This is a genomic window from Sphingobium sp. TomTYG74 (genome assembly GCF_055393875.1).
The window spans coordinates 186,787-201,014 of the sequence record NZ_AP027342.1; the positions used below are offsets into that span (position 1 = coordinate 186,787).

Below are 14,228 nucleotides of genomic sequence, written 5' to 3' on the forward strand. Positions count from 1 at the left end.
AATGGGGGAAGCATCATGCCTGGAATCTTTTCAGCTTCAATATCAGGATTGTGGCGCGATCGTGGAGGCGCTACGGCAGCCGAATATGCGCTTTTGCTGGCCATCATCGGCGGCGGGATGGTCGGGGCGACCTGGCTTTTGGGGCAGGCGGTGGGCAGTCAGATGAATCAGCAGGTAGCCCTGTTCGCATCATCCGCTGGGAGTAGCTCGACCAGTTCGTCAAGCTCATCAAGCGGGGGAAGTAGCTCCAGCACCGGCGGAGGTGGTACCACGACGACGAGCACTGGCGGGACGACGACGGGCGGGGCCAGTTCGGGCAACGGAAGTTCAGGAAATGGCAGCTCGGGCAACGGGAATTCGGGGAACGGCAGTTCCGGGAATGGAAGCTCGGGCAACGGCAGGGGCAATAATTGAAGCGTTGGAGGGCGCGGCGAGAAGGTTGGCTTCGCTCACTCCAGCAAAGTTCGCAGCGGGGCACAGGCATCGGCAAGAGACGCGGCCCGGCAGACACCTTATCGCGAAATGTTCAGCTGGTCAGAAATATTTTTTTGCAGTCATTCAATTTTGTAGGCCTATTTTTGCAGGCTCGTGCGTATTATATTCGTAACATGACTACTGCGGCGGGAGTCGTCAGTGACGAAAAACGAACTGTTTTCGAGCTTCACGCGGAATTTTGACGAACGGCGTCAAGCCGAGATGTCGATTGAGGATTATTTGCTGGGATGCCGCAATGATCCTCTGATGCATGCATCAGCACCGGAACGCCTGCTGGCGGCGATTGGCGAGCCGGAAATCATAGATACATCACGCGATCAGCGGCTCGGGCGGATCTTCATGAACCGCACCATCCGCCGCTACAAAAGCTTCGCCAATTTCTACGGCATGGAAGGGACGATCGAACATATCGTCAGCTTCCTGCGTCATGCCAGCCAGGGTCTGGAGGAGCGCAAGCAGATACTCTATCTGCTTGGCCCGGTCGGCGGCGGTAAGTCGTCGCTGGCCGAACGGCTGAAGGCGTTGATGGAAACGCATCCCATCTATGCGCTGAAGGCCGGGGATGAGATCAGCCCGATCTTCGAAAGCCCGCTGGCCCTGTTCGACGCGGAAACGCACGGCGCGTTCATCGAGGAAAATTACGGCATTCCGCGCCGCCGCCTGACCGGCATGATCAGCCCGTGGGCACGCAAGCGGCTGGACGAGTTTTCCGGCGACATCTCCCAGTTCAAGGTCATCCGCCTGATGCCATCGCGCATGCGGCAGATCGCCATCGCCAAGACCGAGCCGGGCGACGAGAATAATCAGGACATCAGTTCGCTGGTCGGCAAGGTCGATATCCGCAAGCTGGAGATGCTGTCCCAGAATGATCCCGATGCCTACAGCTATTCGGGTGGTCTGAACCGTGCGAACCAGGGAATGCTTGAGTTCGTCGAGATGTTCAAGGCGCCGATCAAGATGCTCCACCCGCTGCTGACCGCGACGCAAGAGGGCAATTATATCGGCACCGAGAATATCGGCGCCATCCCCTTTAACGGCATCATCATGGCGCATTCCAATGAATCGGAATGGTCGAATTTCAAGAATAACAAGAATAACGAGGCTTTCATCGACCGTATCTATGTCATCAAGGTGCCTTATAGCTTGCAGGCTACCGAGGAACGGCATGTGTATGAAAAGCTTCTGAGGGAGTCTGACCTCAGCAAGGCGCCTTGCGCTCCGGGGACACTGGACATGCTTGCGCGCTTTTCTGTCCTTACCCGCCTTCGGGAGCATGAGAACAGCAATCTCTATTCCAAGATGCGCGTTTATGACGGCGAAATGCTGCGGGAGATTGATCCGCGCGCCAAGAGCATGCAGGAATATCGGGATGCCGCCGGGGTGGATGAGGGCATGTCGGGCACATCGACCCGCTTCGCCTTCAAGGCGCTGTCTGCGACCTTCAACCATGACAGCAGCGAAATAGCCGCCGACCCCGTCCACCTCATGTATGTGTTGGAAGGGATGGTTCGGCAGGAGCAATTCCCCGCCGATGTGGAAGCCAAATATCTGGAATTCATCAAGGGCGAGCTTGCGCCGCGCTATGCCGAGTTCATCGGCAATGAGATTCAGAAGGCTTATCTGGAAAGCTATAACGACTACGGTCAGAACCTGTTCGACCGCTATGTTGCCTATGCCGACGCGTGGATCGAGGATCTGGATTTCAAGGACCCGGACACGGGGCAGCTTCTGGATCGGGAAGTCATTAATCAGGAATTGTCCAAGACCGAAAAGCCCGCCGGGATCGCCAATCCCAAGGATTTCCGGAACGAGGTGGTGAAGTTCGCGCTGCGCATGCGCGCCAGCAACGACGGGCGCAATCCCAGCTGGACGAGCTATGAGAAGATTCGCGAAGTCATCGAAAAGCGGATGTTCAGCCAGGTCGAGGACCTTCTGCCCGTCATCAGTTTCGGGTCCAAGAAGGACGGCGACACGGCGGGCAAGCATGACGAATTCGTCGCGCGGATGATCGAACGGGGCTACACCGAACGGCAGGTCCGTCGGCTGGTGGAATGGTATATAAGGGTCAAGCAGGCCGGGTAAACGGATGGAGGTGCTTAGGCCACCATGCACATAGTCGACAGACGGCTGAACCCAGGGGGCAAGAGCCTTGTCAACCGGCAACGGTTCCTGAGGAGGGCGAAGGCCTATATCAGTCAGGCGGTGCGCGACAGCCTGAAGGACCGCAGCATCAAGGACCTCGCCGGAGAAGGCGAAATCACCATCCGCCGCGACGCGATCCATGAACCGACGCTGCATCGATCGGCGAAGGGCGGCGACCGGGAGCGCGTGCTTCCGGGCAATAAGGAGTTTCTGGAAGGCGACCGGATCAAGCGCCCCGACGGCGGCGGTGGTGGCGGGTCACAGGCGGGGGAGGGCGAGGATGAGGATGATTTCCGCTTCGCGCTCAGCCGGGAGGAATTTCTCGACCTGTTCCTCGACGACCTTGAACTGCCCGACATGGCCAAGAAAAAGCTGGTCGCGGGCAAGATAGAAGGCATACGCCGCGCGGGTTATTCGACGATCGGCAACCCGTCCAATCTGTCCGTCCCGCGCACGATGCAAAAGGCCATGTCCCGCCGCATCGCACTGCGCCGCCCGAGTGGCAGAGACCTCACCCGCATCGATGAGGCCATTGCCGAGATCGAGGCGCGTGCGGTGCCCCTGCCTGACGATGCCGTGGCGCTGGAAAGGCTGCGGGAGGAGCGGGCGCGCATCATTCGCCGCCGCAACCTCATCGCCTATATCGACCCTGTTGACCTACGCTTCCGCCGTTTCGAGCCGGTCCCCCGGCCTGTGGCTCAGGCGGTCATGTTCTGCCTGATGGACGTGTCGGGCTCCATGACGGCGCATATGAAGGATCTCGCCAAGCGTTTCTTTGCGCTGCTGCACCTGTTCCTGTCGCGCTGTTACGAGCATGTGGACGTGGTGTTCATCCACCACACCGACCGCGCCGCCGAAGTGGATGAGCAGACCTTCTTCTACAGCACAGTGACGGGGGGCACGCTGGTATCGAGCGCGCTCGACAAGCTGATCGAGGTGGTGAAGGATCGGTATAGCCCGAGCGATTGGAACATCTATGTCGCGCAGGCTTCGGATGGCGACACGCTGGCATCGGATAATGCGCGCGTGGCCAATTTGATGCAGAATGAAATCCTGCCCTTCTGCCAATATTTCGCCTATCTGGAGGTTGGTCGGGAAGAATTCGCCTCGATCGAAGCGGCAACCTCCGCCACGGGCCTTTGGGAAGCCTATGCGCCCGTGAGCGAGGCCAACCGGCAATTTACGATGCGCAAGGTGTCACACCGGCGGGAAATATATCCGGTGTTCCGTGAGCTTTTCCAGCGGCGCGGCGTGGGTGAAAGGACGCCCGCTTGACGGGCGCGCGCGCACCCGCCCCGCTGTTCGCTGGCAGCGACTGGGATTTCTCGTTGATCAATCGCATCTATGAAGTGATCGAGCCGATCGCGCTTCAGGAGATGAAGCTCAACATCTATCCCAATCAGATAGAGATCATCAGTGCCGAACAGATGCTGGATGCCTATTCATCCATCGGCATGCCGCTATTTTACAAACATTGGTCGTTCGGGAAGCAGTTCGTGACCAATGAAATGCTCTATCGCAAGGGGCTTCGCGGGCTTGCCTATGAGCTGGTGATCAACAGCGATCCCTGCATCAACTATCTGATGCAGGAAAATAGCGCGACCATGCAGACGCTGGTCATCGCCCACGCCGCATTCGGGCATAATCACTTCTTCAAGAACAACTATGTCTTCCGCCAATGGACCGATGCGGAAGGTATTCTCGACTATCTGGAGTTCGCCAAACGCTACATCGCCAGTTGCGAGGAGCGTTTCGGTCAGCTCGCCGTCGAGCGGGTGCTGGATGCTGCCCATGCGCTGATGAATCAGGGCGTGCATCGCTATCCGCGCATTCGTCCCCGCGATTTGAAGGCAGAAGCCGAACGGGAGGCGGAGCGCCAGGCCTATCGCGATCGCATTTATGACGACCTCTGGCGCACGGTGCCGGTGGGCGCGAAGGCTGCCGCCGTCCCGTCGGACGAGCGCCGTGCCGCGCTTGGCCTGCCGCAGGAGAATATCCTTTATTTCCTGGAGAAAAGCGGGCCGCTCCTTCAAAGCTGGCAGCGCGAGATATTGCGCATCGTCCGCCTGATCGCCCAATATTTCTACCCCCAGCGCCAGACCAAGGCGATGAACGAGGGGTGTGCGACCTACACCCATTATCGCATCATGACGATCCTGCACGATCGCGGCTGGATCACCGATGGTGCTTTCATGGAATTCATCCAGTCGCACACAGGTGTCGTCTATCAGCCGACTTTCGATTCAGGCCATTTCGGTGGCTTCAATCCCTATGCGTTGGGTTTTGGCATCATGTCCGATATCGAGCGGATCTGCATGGACCCGACGCCAGAGGATCGCGAATGGTTCAGCGATTTTGCCGGTTCGCGCGACCCGGTCGAGGTGCTGAAGGATATCTGGGCCAATTATCGCGACGAAAGCTTCATTTCGCAGTTCCTTAGCCCGCATCTTATCCGCCAGTGGCGCCTGTTCAAGCTGATCGACAAGGAAAGCGAGTCGGAACTGCGCGTCGATGCCATTCATGATGAGCGCGGTTATCGCCGTATCCGCCGCGCCCTCGCCCGCGAGCATGACATTGCCCGGCAGGAGCCCGATATTCAGGTGGTGGATGTCGATCTGGCGGGCGACCGGACGCTGATGCTGGAACATGCGGTCACCGATGGCGTGGTGCTGGACGCGTCCGACGCGACGATGGTGTTGCAAAGCCTCGCCAATCTATGGGGTTATGAAGTGGCGTTGAGTGAAGTTCATGCCGAGAGCCGCAAGGAATTGAAAAGCCATCGTTGCCAGCCACAGCAGGGCTGGATCGGCTGAAGCGGTGCGCCGTGGCGGCAAGCCGCCGGCGGTCCAAAGATTCCATTTCCAAAGCAGGGCGGAAAAGCGTAAATTCTGCCGCGTTTCGCGAGTGGCTCCAGCGATCGGTCGCATCCTGCGATGCATGGAGCGCTCAACAAGAAGCAGGAGAGCATTTTCATGACTCATGCCCTCAATGCACAGGAATGTCTTGAACGAGCCCGGATGCATGAACAGCTTGCGGCGACAACTGCCGATGCGTCTGCGCGGACCATGCATCAGGCAATGGCCGCCGAATTTCGCCGCCGCGCCGTGATGGGGACCATCGACGGAGTCAGCCCGGTGATCAGCAAACCGGTAATCGAGCTGACCGTCAACGCCGCCTGAGCCGCATTTCCTCAGGCGTTCCGGCGCAGCAGATACACGTCCATGATCCATCCATGCCGCTGGCGCAGCTGTGCCCGGCGATCGACGATCGTTGGTCCCGTGACCGCCAAAGGCCCGTGGGCCAGCGACTGATGGTCCATGCCCAGATAGGCGCCCCACCAGATCGTTAGCCCCTCCGGCTCCAGCGTCTGGAATGCGCAATGCCCGTCCAGCATTACGACGACATCGTGCACGTCGCCGGGCCAGCCCCGTTCGCGCAACTGCCTGCCGGTGGTGATCAACACCGGGTCCGCCAGCCGATTAAGGCAGATGCCATGCGCGGCCGTCAGCACTTGGATGCTGGTGATGCCGGGCACGACGTCGATCGCGATCGATGGGCCAAGCCTCTCCGCGATCCGCAGGCTGCTGTCATAGAGCGAAGGGTCGCCCCAGACGAGCAGCGCAACCGTGCCGCCATCGGGCAGGTGTTGGGCGATCTGCTCCATCCAGATCGCCGCGATCGCGTCATGCCAGTCGGTCACCGCCTCGACATAAGCGGTCTGATCCGCGCGCCTGGGCATGTCGAACTCGACCACTCGCGCAGGGCCGGTGAGCAGCTGCGCACAGATGGACCGGCGCAGGTCGATCAGGTCGGACTTGGCCTCTCCCTTGCGCGGCAGCAGGATGAGGTCAGCATCGTTCATCGCCCGAATGGCGGCGAGCGTCAGATGATCGGGATTGCCCGTGCCGATGCCGATCAGGGACAAGCGGATCATGCGGCACCCGCGATCAGATGGAAGAAGCTGCCCGACACCCGCCCCCGGCGCGATCCGGTTGTGGCAACCGGCGCGCTCGTCGCATCCACGACATGGGCAAGCGGTTCGTCGGGCTGATCGACAATCGTGGAATAGTGAAACTCATGTCCGCGCAGCGTCGCGCCCGCCTCATGGCCGCCCATCGGCGCCAGCAGCCGCGCTTGCCGATAACCCAGTTGCAACCGTCGTTTGGCGAAGCTGGACACAAGCCCCAGCAGTCCCGCCATCGCATGGGCCTTTCCTTGCGCATCAATGATGGCCTGCCCCATCACCATATAACCGCCGCATTCGCCATGGATCGGACGGTCGAGCGCATGTCGGAGCAAACCCTCCAGAAATCGCGCGGCGTTGGAAAGTTGTGGCGCATGCAGTTCGGGGTAACCACCGGGCAGCCAGATGGCGTCGGCTTGGCGATCGGGTGCCTCGTCGGCCAAAGGGGAAAAGGGCAATATCTCCGCCCCCGCTGCGCGCCAGCCGTTCAAAATATGGGCATAGGTAAAGGAAAAGGCCGCATCCTGCGCCAGCGCGATCCGCTGCCCCGGCGGCGGGCAGCGATAGGGGGCTGCTGATGTGCCGGGCAACGCACCGGCCACCCTCCGAAGAGCCGGAAGATCGACATGCGCTTCGATCAGGTCCGCAATTGCGTCGATCGTCTGCTCAACCTCTTCCTGCTCGCCCGATTGCACAAGGCCAAGGTGCCGCTCCGGGATGGAAAGGGCATCGGATCTCGGGATCGCGCCCAGCACGGGCATGGCGATTTCGTCCGTCGCCTGCCGGATCATGGCCTTATGGCGCGGGCTGGCGATGCGGTTGAGGATAACGCCTGCCACCCGCACGTCTGGCCGCAGCATGCGAAATCCATGCGCGATGGCGGCGGCCGACTGGCTCTGCCCCGACACATCGATGATTAGTACCACCGGCCAGCCAAGCGCCGCCGCTATGTCCGCGCTGCTCCCATTACCGTTCGCGCCCCGCGCCGGAGCGCCGTCGAACAGGCCCATCACGCCTTCCGCGACAATCAGGCTGGCGTCCGCTGCCTCACCCGCCAGACTGTGGAGCAGCGCCCCGTCCATCGCCCAACTATCGAGGTTGAAGGCAGGGCGTCCACTCGCCAGCCGGTGATAGCCCGTGTCGATATAATCCGGCCCGCATTTATAGGACTGAACGCAGACGCCCTGCCGTTTCAAAGCCCTGAGCAGGCCCAGCGTAATGACCGTCTTGCCCGACCCGGATCGCGGCGCGGCGATGAGGAGGCCGGGCGTCATTCGTCCAAGCCGACAAAGCGCGATTCCGCCGTGGCAGGCCGAAATCGCCGGTCATAGCCGGGCGCATAAAGCTGACTCTCGGCGAAGTCCCCCCCGCCCAGCACTGGCCCCACCAATATGATCGCGGTCCGCTCCGGCCCGCCCGCCGCCAGCGCCTCCATGGTGGCGAGCGTTCCCCGCACCACGCGCTGGTCCGGCCAGCTCGCCCGCCACACGATCGCCGCCGGACAGTCCTCGCCATAGAGCGGCGTAAGGTCCGCAACGACCTGCGCCAGATTGTGAACGGACAGGTGGATCGCCAGCGTCGCGCCGGTCGCGCCAAAGGCCGCCAGCGTCTCGCCCGGCGGCATCGCGCTCGCCCGGCCCGGCGTGCGGGTGAGGACGAGCGACTGGCCAAGCCCCGGCAGCGTCAGCTCCGCCTCCAGCGCCGCCGCCGCCGCCGCGAAGGACGGAACGCCGGGCGTCACCGTATGGGCGATGCCCAGAGCCCTGAGGCGGCGGATCTGCTCGCCCATCGCCGACCAGATTGACAGGTCGCCTGAATGCAGCCGCACAACATCCTGTCCGGCCGCGTCCGCCTCTGCGATGATGGCCATGATTTCGTCGAGCGTCAGCGGCGCGCTGTTCACGATCCGCGCACCGGGCGGGCAATGATCGAGCAGAGCGCGCGGCACCAGCGACCCGGCATAGAGGCAGACGGGCGAGGCGGCGATCAGGTCGCGGCCGCGCAGCGTCAGCAGGTCGGGCGCACCCGGCCCCGCGCCGATGAAATGAACGGTCATGGCGATACTCCTTGGGCCAGCGCGCAGGTGGCTTGCCCATCCGGCGAGATGATGCGGGTGGCGATCAGTTGCGCGCCCGGCCCCACTGCCGCCAGAGCGACTGCTTCGGCGACGCTGCCGGTGCCGTAAGCCGCCAGACTGGCGCTGGAGCGCGTGGGCGTTTCCACGCCCTCGATAGCGCAAGGATCGATCAGGATCAGCGGCAAGCCCAATGCGCGGGCGAGAGGAACAAGCAGCGCTTCCTTATGCGCCAAGGTCGCCAGCGCGGTGACGCGAGCGCCATGCCCGCCCAGCGCCGTCCGCAAGGCTTGCTGGCTCGCCCCGCTGCGACAGCCAAAGCCAGCGACGATCATATCGTGACGCTCCACTGCACCAGCGGGTAGGCGGCTTTCCACCCCCGCCGCGTGCCGATCGGCGCGGCGCTCGCCATCTCTATCCGCAGCAGTTCGCCGCCCAGCCGCTCATGCCATCGCGCTAGCAGCGCTTCCGATTCCAACGTCACCGCGTTTGCGACTAGCCGCGTCCGCTTCCCCGGCAGGGCGATGATTGCTTCCATCATTGCCTCGTTCAAACCGCCGCCGATGAAGATGGCGTCAGGGCGGACGCGGCCCGCCAGCACTGCCGGGGCTCGCCCTTCGACCAGCGTCAGCCTATCGACGCCCAGCCGCTGTGCATTGCCCTTCGCACGCGCCGCTCGGATCGGGTCGGCCTCAAATGCCACCGCCTGCGTCGAAGCATGGCTCAGCAGCCATTCGATCGCGATTGATCCCGATCCCGCGCCAATGTCCCACAATGTCTCGCCGGGATGCGGGGCCAGCGCAGACAGCGTTAGCGTGCGCACCGGCCGCTTGCTGATCTGCCCGTCATGGTCGAACCAGTCATCCGCCAGTCCGCTGACGCACGGCATCACTTCGCCACCCCCCGCCACGTCCACTCCGACCGCCACGGGATGCGCGATATCGTCAAAGGCGATCTGCTCGGCGAACGCCTGCCGCACCCGCTCGCGCGGCCCGCCCAGCGCTTCCATGATATGCAGCGTCGATGCGCCAAATCCCGCCTCCGCCAGATAACGGCCAAGCGCCTGCACCGCCGCCCCATCACGCAGTAGTATGACGGCACGGCGCCCCGGCGCCAGCATGGGCCTCAGCCGCGTAAATGGCGCGGCATGCAGGCCATGACAGGCGACATCCTGCAACGCCCAGCCCAGCCGCGAAGCCGCCAGCGAAAAACTCGACGGCGCCGGATGCGACACCCATTCATCCGGCGCCAGGTGTCGTGTGATGCTCACCCCCGCGCCGAACCAGAATGGGTCCCCCGAAGCCAGCATCACTATCGGCTCACCCCGCCGGGCAAGCAGCGCCTCCACGCCGTCCTCAAACGGCACTGGCCAGGTCAGCCGTTCCGCCCTAAGGGGTGGCAGCAGCGCCAGCTGGCGCGGCGCGCCCATGATGACCCGCGCCTGTTCCAGCGCCACGCGCGCGGCATCGGACAGGCCCGCCGCCCCGTCCTCGCCAATGCCGATGATCGTCAGCCAGGGAGCTTCAGCCGCCATGCGCCATATCCTGATCCTTGGCGGCACCACCGAGGCGAGCGCGGTTGCGAAAGCCCTTGCCCATCGCGGCGAAATCGCCATGCTGAGCTATGCCGGACGCACCGGCAATCCCCGTGCCCAGCCGGTGCCGGTGCGTGTTGGCGGCTTTGGCGGCGCTGAAGGGTTGGCGGCGTTCCTGAAGGCTGGAGCTTTTACTCACCTCATTGACGCGAGCCATCCCTTTGCTGCGACGATCAGCGCCAATGCCGCGGCCGCCGTGCGCGTTGCGGGTGTGGCGCATCTGATGCTCACCCGCCCGGAATGGCAAGCGGGGCAGGGCGACCGCTGGACCCATGTCCCTGATATCGCCAGCGCTGTCCGCGCGCTCGACGGCCCGCCCCGCCGCGTCATGCTCGCACTCGGGCGCATGCATGTCGAAGCCTTCGCCGCGCAACCGCAGCATCATTATCTGTTGCGCTTCGTCGACGCGCCAGAGGTGCCGCCTCCACTGTCCCGCCACCATCTGCTGGTGGATCGCGGCCCGTTCACGCTGGACGGAGACCTTGTCCTGATGCGCGATCACAGCATTGATCTGGTCGTCGCCAAAAATGCCGGTGGGGAGGGCGCGCGCGCCAAGATTGACGCGGCGCGGACGCTTGGCGTGCCCGTCATCATGATCGACCGGCCAGCCGTGCCGCCGGTGGCAACCGTCCATGACATTGGCGATGTGCTGGCGTGGATCGATCATTCGGCCCATCGCGGCGTATAGAGGATCGGGCGGGCCGCTCCTTTGATCAGGCGCGTGCGGCTCGACCCGATGATCACCATCGTGCGCATGTCTGCCATCTGAGGCGTCGCCTCGTCCAGCGTGACGACCCGCAACTGCTCCTCCGGCATCGACACGGCGCGGGCAAAGAGGATCAGCCGTTCCCCCCCACATTCCTCCCGCAACACATCGAGCACGCTGGCGAAGCCATCCGGCCGTGCTTTCGACCGGGGATTGTAGAAGGCCATGGCGAAGTCAGCCTGCGCCGCGAGACGCAAGCGCCGCTCGATCAACGCCCAGGGCTTCAGATTGTCCGAAAGGTTGATCGCGCAGAAATCATGGCCCAGCGGCGCACCCGCCCGCGCGGCGGCGGCCAGCATCGCGGTAATCCCGGGCAGCACCCGAATGTCGATCGCGCGCCAAGCTTCCGGCCCCGCCTCCAGCGCCTCGAACAGCGCCGATGCCATCGCAAACACGCCCGGATCGCCGGATGAAGCAACCACCACTCGCCTCCCCGCAGCTGCCAGTTCCAGCGCATGGGCGGCGCGCTCCAGCTCCACCCGATTGTCCGACGCATGGCGCAAAAGGCCGGGGCGATCCGCCACTCGAGCGACATAGGGTGCATAGCCCACCAGATCGGTCGCCTCGGCAAGCGCCTGCGTCACCTCCGGCGTTACCAGCCCGTCAGCGCCCGGACCAAGCCCAGCCACTGCTACCCAGCCGCTCATGGCCGCCGACCCTGACCATGGATCAGCAGGATGGAGAAATAGCTGGTGACCGCCTCCGCCTCGCGCAGCGGCGTGATCTTCTGGTCCGCCATCGTCGCATATTCGACCAGCCAGGCGCAGTCATCCTTGCCCGCCGCCTCCACCGCGCGGCGTAGCTTCGCCAGATTGCGGCCGATCTTCATCACGACCAAAGCATCGCTGTCATGGATGCGCCGCGCCAGCTCCTCTTCGGGCAGGGTCGCCATCAACACGGTCAGCACATCATCGCCCCAGCTAATCGGGGTCCCGCTCGCCGTCCAAGCGCCCGACATGCCGGTAATGCCAGGCACGATCCGGACCGGCGCGAGGGGGGACAGGCGGCTGTGCAGATGCATGAAGCTGCCGTAGAAAAAGGGGTCGCCCTCGCACAGTACGACCACATCCTCGCCCGCCTTCGCCAGCCCATGCAGATGCGCGGTGCATTCGGCGTAGAAGGCGGACAGGCATTGATTGTAGCGCGGGTCACTCACCGGGATTTCGGTCGTCACGGGATATTCCATCGCAAATTCGACCGCGTCGGGGCGCAGCAGCCCTTCCACGATCTTCCGCGCATGGCCTTGACGGCCGGGCTTGCGGAAATAGGCGATGTGGCGAGCCTCGCGGATCAGCCGATCGGCCCGCACGCTCATCAGGTCTTGCGCGCCGGGGCCTAGTCCCACGCCGTGGATCGTCCCGCTCATTCCGCCGCACTCGCGAGCGCGTTGACTGCGGCCACCGTGATTGCGCTGCCGCCCAGACGTCCTTCGACAATGCAGCAGGGCACGGGCTGGCTCTCCCAGAGCGCCTCCTTCGATTCTGCCGCGCCGACAAAGCCGACCGGACAGCCGATGATCGCCGCCGGGCGTGGGCAGGCGGGGTCTTCCAGCATGTTGAGCAGGTGGAACAGTGCGGTCGGGGCATTGCCGATCGCGACGACTGCACCTGCCAGATGAGGCCGCCACAGTTCCAGCGCTGCCGCCGATCGAGTGTTCGCCATCGACCGGGCGAGATCGGGCACTTGGCTGTCGTTCAGGGTGCAGATGATCGCGTTGCCAGCGGGCAGGCGAGCGCGCGTGATCCCTTCCGACACCATCCGCGCATCGCACAGGATCGGCGCGCCCGCCTCCAGAGCGGCAATCGCCGCCTTGGCGAACTCAGGGGAAAAGCGGATGTGCGGGGCAAGACCGGTCATGCCCGCCGCGTGGATCATCCGCACGGCGACCCGCTCTTCCTCCGGCGAAAAACGGTCCAGCGCCGATTCCGCGCGGATCATGCGGAAGGATTGGCGATAGATTTCCGCGCCGTCGGTTTCGTAAAGATGCGGCATCAATGGGCTCCGAAATGGGCGAATATCTGATCGGGCGACAGGCCCGCATGCAGCGGCGGCGCACCTGCGCGCGCATCATGGGCAAGGTCGAAGCGGCCCTCCCGCCCGGTCAGCACGACCGGCGCTTGCGAGGGGCGGGCGCAGCCCTTGGCGCAACCGGAGACATGCAGTCCTGGCACAGAGGGCGCGAGCCGCGCGGCCAGTTCACGGGTCGCGACGCTGGACTGTGGGCAGGCAGGAGCACCGGGACAGGCATCGGCGAAAAGGCGTGGGTCGGCGGGATCATCGCCCGGCGTTTTGCTGCCTTCCAGCACCAGCCCCCGCCATGGCGTGACCCGCACCGCCTGCATATCGTCCGTGATCATGGCAAGCAGCGTCGCAGCCTCGATCCGGCCAAAGGGCGCTGCGCGAAAGGGACCGGGCGCAGCGGCCAGCGCTGCGGCACGGGATCGCGCGGGGGCGGGGGCTTCGACCGCAACTTCGGGCAGCGGCGCATCATGTCGGGCCATGCGTCCCGCCTGAACGCCACCGCTCGCCACGAACCAATGGGCCATGCGGATCAGCCCCTCCGCTGCGCCCGCTGCGTGGACCGGGGTGCCATGCGCTCGCCCGTCAGCCCGCAGGATCAGCGCGCCGCTCTCAGACCGTTCCACCCTGAAATCGGCCGGAGCGTCGCTTAGCACCGGCGCGGGGCCGACGTCGATCGCAAAGCCAACCTTCGGGGGCAAATCCGGCAAGTCGTCCAGCCGCCCAGCCAGCTCCGTCGCGATAGTCGCGCTATTATCACCCTCACGCCAATCCGGGTTGATCAGCATCGGCATCCGGCCGTCCTGCTCCGCATCGGCATGCGCCAGCCCCAGCGAGACCAGCTGCTCCATCAGCGCGGCATGCTTCGCTTGGGCCACTCCCCTGATCTGCAAGGCCGCGCGATTGGTAACGTCGATATGGCCGTTGCCAAAGGCGATGGCGGCTTCGCACAAACCGATCGCCTGCGCCCGGATCATCCGCCCCAGCGCCGGGCGCACCCTTACCAGCAGGCCGTCGCCCGCCATCATCGGCCGCCATGCGGTCGGGCACCAGCCGCGCACGCCTGTGCCGACCGCGTCGCACGGCATCAGCTCCTGCATTGATCCAGCCCTCCCGCACCAGCGCCACGACAGACGGACGGCACGCACAGGCAGGCGGACAGGCCGCACGCCTG

At 64.0% G+C, this 14,228-nt stretch carries 14 protein-coding genes; 5 read left to right on the plus strand and 9 right to left on the minus strand.

Going from position 1 to position 14,228, the window contains the following annotated elements; translation table 11 throughout:
• Window positions 1-633 precede the first annotated feature (633 nt).
• The 4 genes from ACZ5TB_RS14005 to ACZ5TB_RS14020 all read left to right on the plus strand — a co-directional run bounded on the left by ACZ5TB_RS14005 (window position 634) and on the right by ACZ5TB_RS14020 (window position 5,816).
• A complete protein-coding gene (locus ACZ5TB_RS14005; RefSeq protein ID WP_464793051.1) occupies window positions 634-2,577 on the plus strand; it encodes a PrkA family serine protein kinase in 1,944 nt (647 codons plus the stop codon).
• 24 nt (window positions 2,578-2,601) lie between these two features.
• Window positions 2,602-3,912, plus strand: coding sequence for a YeaH/YhbH family protein (locus ACZ5TB_RS14010; RefSeq protein WP_464793052.1), 1,311 nt, complete (start codon window positions 2,602-2,604; stop codon window positions 3,910-3,912).
• Entirely contained in the window at window positions 3,909-5,450 is a 1,542-nt protein-coding gene (locus tag ACZ5TB_RS14015; RefSeq protein ID WP_464793053.1) for a SpoVR family protein, read from the plus strand. The genes ACZ5TB_RS14010 and ACZ5TB_RS14015 overlap by 4 nt, the downstream gene beginning before the upstream one ends.
• A 159-nt stretch (window positions 5,451-5,609) precedes the next feature.
• Window positions 5,610-5,816: a hypothetical protein gene (locus tag ACZ5TB_RS14020; RefSeq protein WP_464780471.1), complete on the plus strand. Its 207-nt coding sequence runs from the start codon at window positions 5,610-5,612 to the stop codon at window positions 5,814-5,816.
• 11 nt (window positions 5,817-5,827) lie between these two features.
• Here the strand turns inward: ACZ5TB_RS14020 and cobF are convergent, their stop codons facing one another.
• Genes cobF through cbiE form a run of 5 tightly spaced genes read right to left on the minus strand, consistent with a single transcriptional unit; the run spans window position 5,828 to window position 10,209 of the window.
• Window positions 5,828-6,571 (minus strand): precorrin-6A synthase (deacetylating), encoded by a 744-nt coding sequence (gene cobF, locus ACZ5TB_RS14025; RefSeq protein WP_464793054.1) that lies wholly within the window; start codon window positions 6,569-6,571, stop codon window positions 5,828-5,830.
• Complete coding sequence (locus ACZ5TB_RS14030) at window positions 6,568-7,875, minus strand: cobyrinate a,c-diamide synthase (protein ID WP_464793055.1); 1,308 nt, start codon at window positions 7,873-7,875, stop codon at window positions 6,568-6,570. The genes cobF and ACZ5TB_RS14030 overlap by 4 nt, the downstream gene beginning before the upstream one ends.
• Window positions 7,872-8,657: a precorrin-4 C(11)-methyltransferase gene (gene cobM / locus ACZ5TB_RS14035; RefSeq protein ID WP_464793056.1), complete on the minus strand. Its 786-nt coding sequence runs from the start codon at window positions 8,655-8,657 to the stop codon at window positions 7,872-7,874. Before cobM ends, ACZ5TB_RS14030 begins: the two co-directional genes overlap by 4 nt.
• Window positions 8,654-9,010 carry a cobalamin biosynthesis protein gene (locus ACZ5TB_RS14040; protein ID WP_464793057.1) on the minus strand — a complete coding sequence of 119 codons (357 nt, stop codon included), beginning with the start codon at window positions 9,008-9,010 and terminating at the stop codon, window positions 8,654-8,656. Before ACZ5TB_RS14040 ends, cobM begins: the two co-directional genes overlap by 4 nt.
• Window positions 9,007-10,209, minus strand: coding sequence for a precorrin-6y C5,15-methyltransferase (decarboxylating) subunit CbiE (cbiE, locus tag ACZ5TB_RS14045; protein ID WP_464793058.1), 1,203 nt, complete (start codon window positions 10,207-10,209; stop codon window positions 9,007-9,009). The genes ACZ5TB_RS14040 and cbiE overlap by 4 nt, the downstream gene beginning before the upstream one ends.
• Here cbiE and ACZ5TB_RS14050 point away from each other — a divergent pair.
• Entirely contained in the window at window positions 10,208-10,957 is a 750-nt protein-coding gene (locus ACZ5TB_RS14050; RefSeq protein WP_464793059.1) for a cobalt-precorrin-6A reductase, read from the plus strand. The two genes, cbiE and ACZ5TB_RS14050, sit on opposite strands and share 2 nt — an antisense overlap.
• Here ACZ5TB_RS14050 and cobJ read toward each other — a convergent pair.
• From cobJ to ACZ5TB_RS14070, 4 genes are read right to left on the minus strand one after another with little or no spacing between them, the layout of a single operon-like run.
• Window positions 10,933-11,682 (minus strand): precorrin-3B C(17)-methyltransferase, encoded by a 750-nt coding sequence (gene cobJ, locus ACZ5TB_RS14055; protein ID WP_464793060.1) that lies wholly within the window; start codon window positions 11,680-11,682, stop codon window positions 10,933-10,935. The genes ACZ5TB_RS14050 and cobJ overlap by 25 nt on opposite strands.
• Entirely contained in the window at window positions 11,679-12,401 is a 723-nt protein-coding gene (gene cobI, locus ACZ5TB_RS14060; protein ID WP_464793061.1) for a precorrin-2 C(20)-methyltransferase, read from the minus strand. The genes cobJ and cobI overlap by 4 nt, the downstream gene beginning before the upstream one ends.
• A complete protein-coding gene (locus tag ACZ5TB_RS14065) occupies window positions 12,398-13,027 on the minus strand; it encodes a precorrin-8X methylmutase (RefSeq protein WP_464780462.1) in 630 nt (209 codons plus the stop codon). The genes cobI and ACZ5TB_RS14065 overlap by 4 nt, the downstream gene beginning before the upstream one ends.
• Entirely contained in the window at window positions 13,027-14,154 is a 1,128-nt protein-coding gene (locus ACZ5TB_RS14070) for a cobalamin biosynthesis protein CobG (protein ID WP_464793062.1), read from the minus strand. Before ACZ5TB_RS14070 ends, ACZ5TB_RS14065 begins: the two co-directional genes overlap by 1 nt.
• Between the last annotated feature and the right edge of the window lie 74 nt (window positions 14,155-14,228).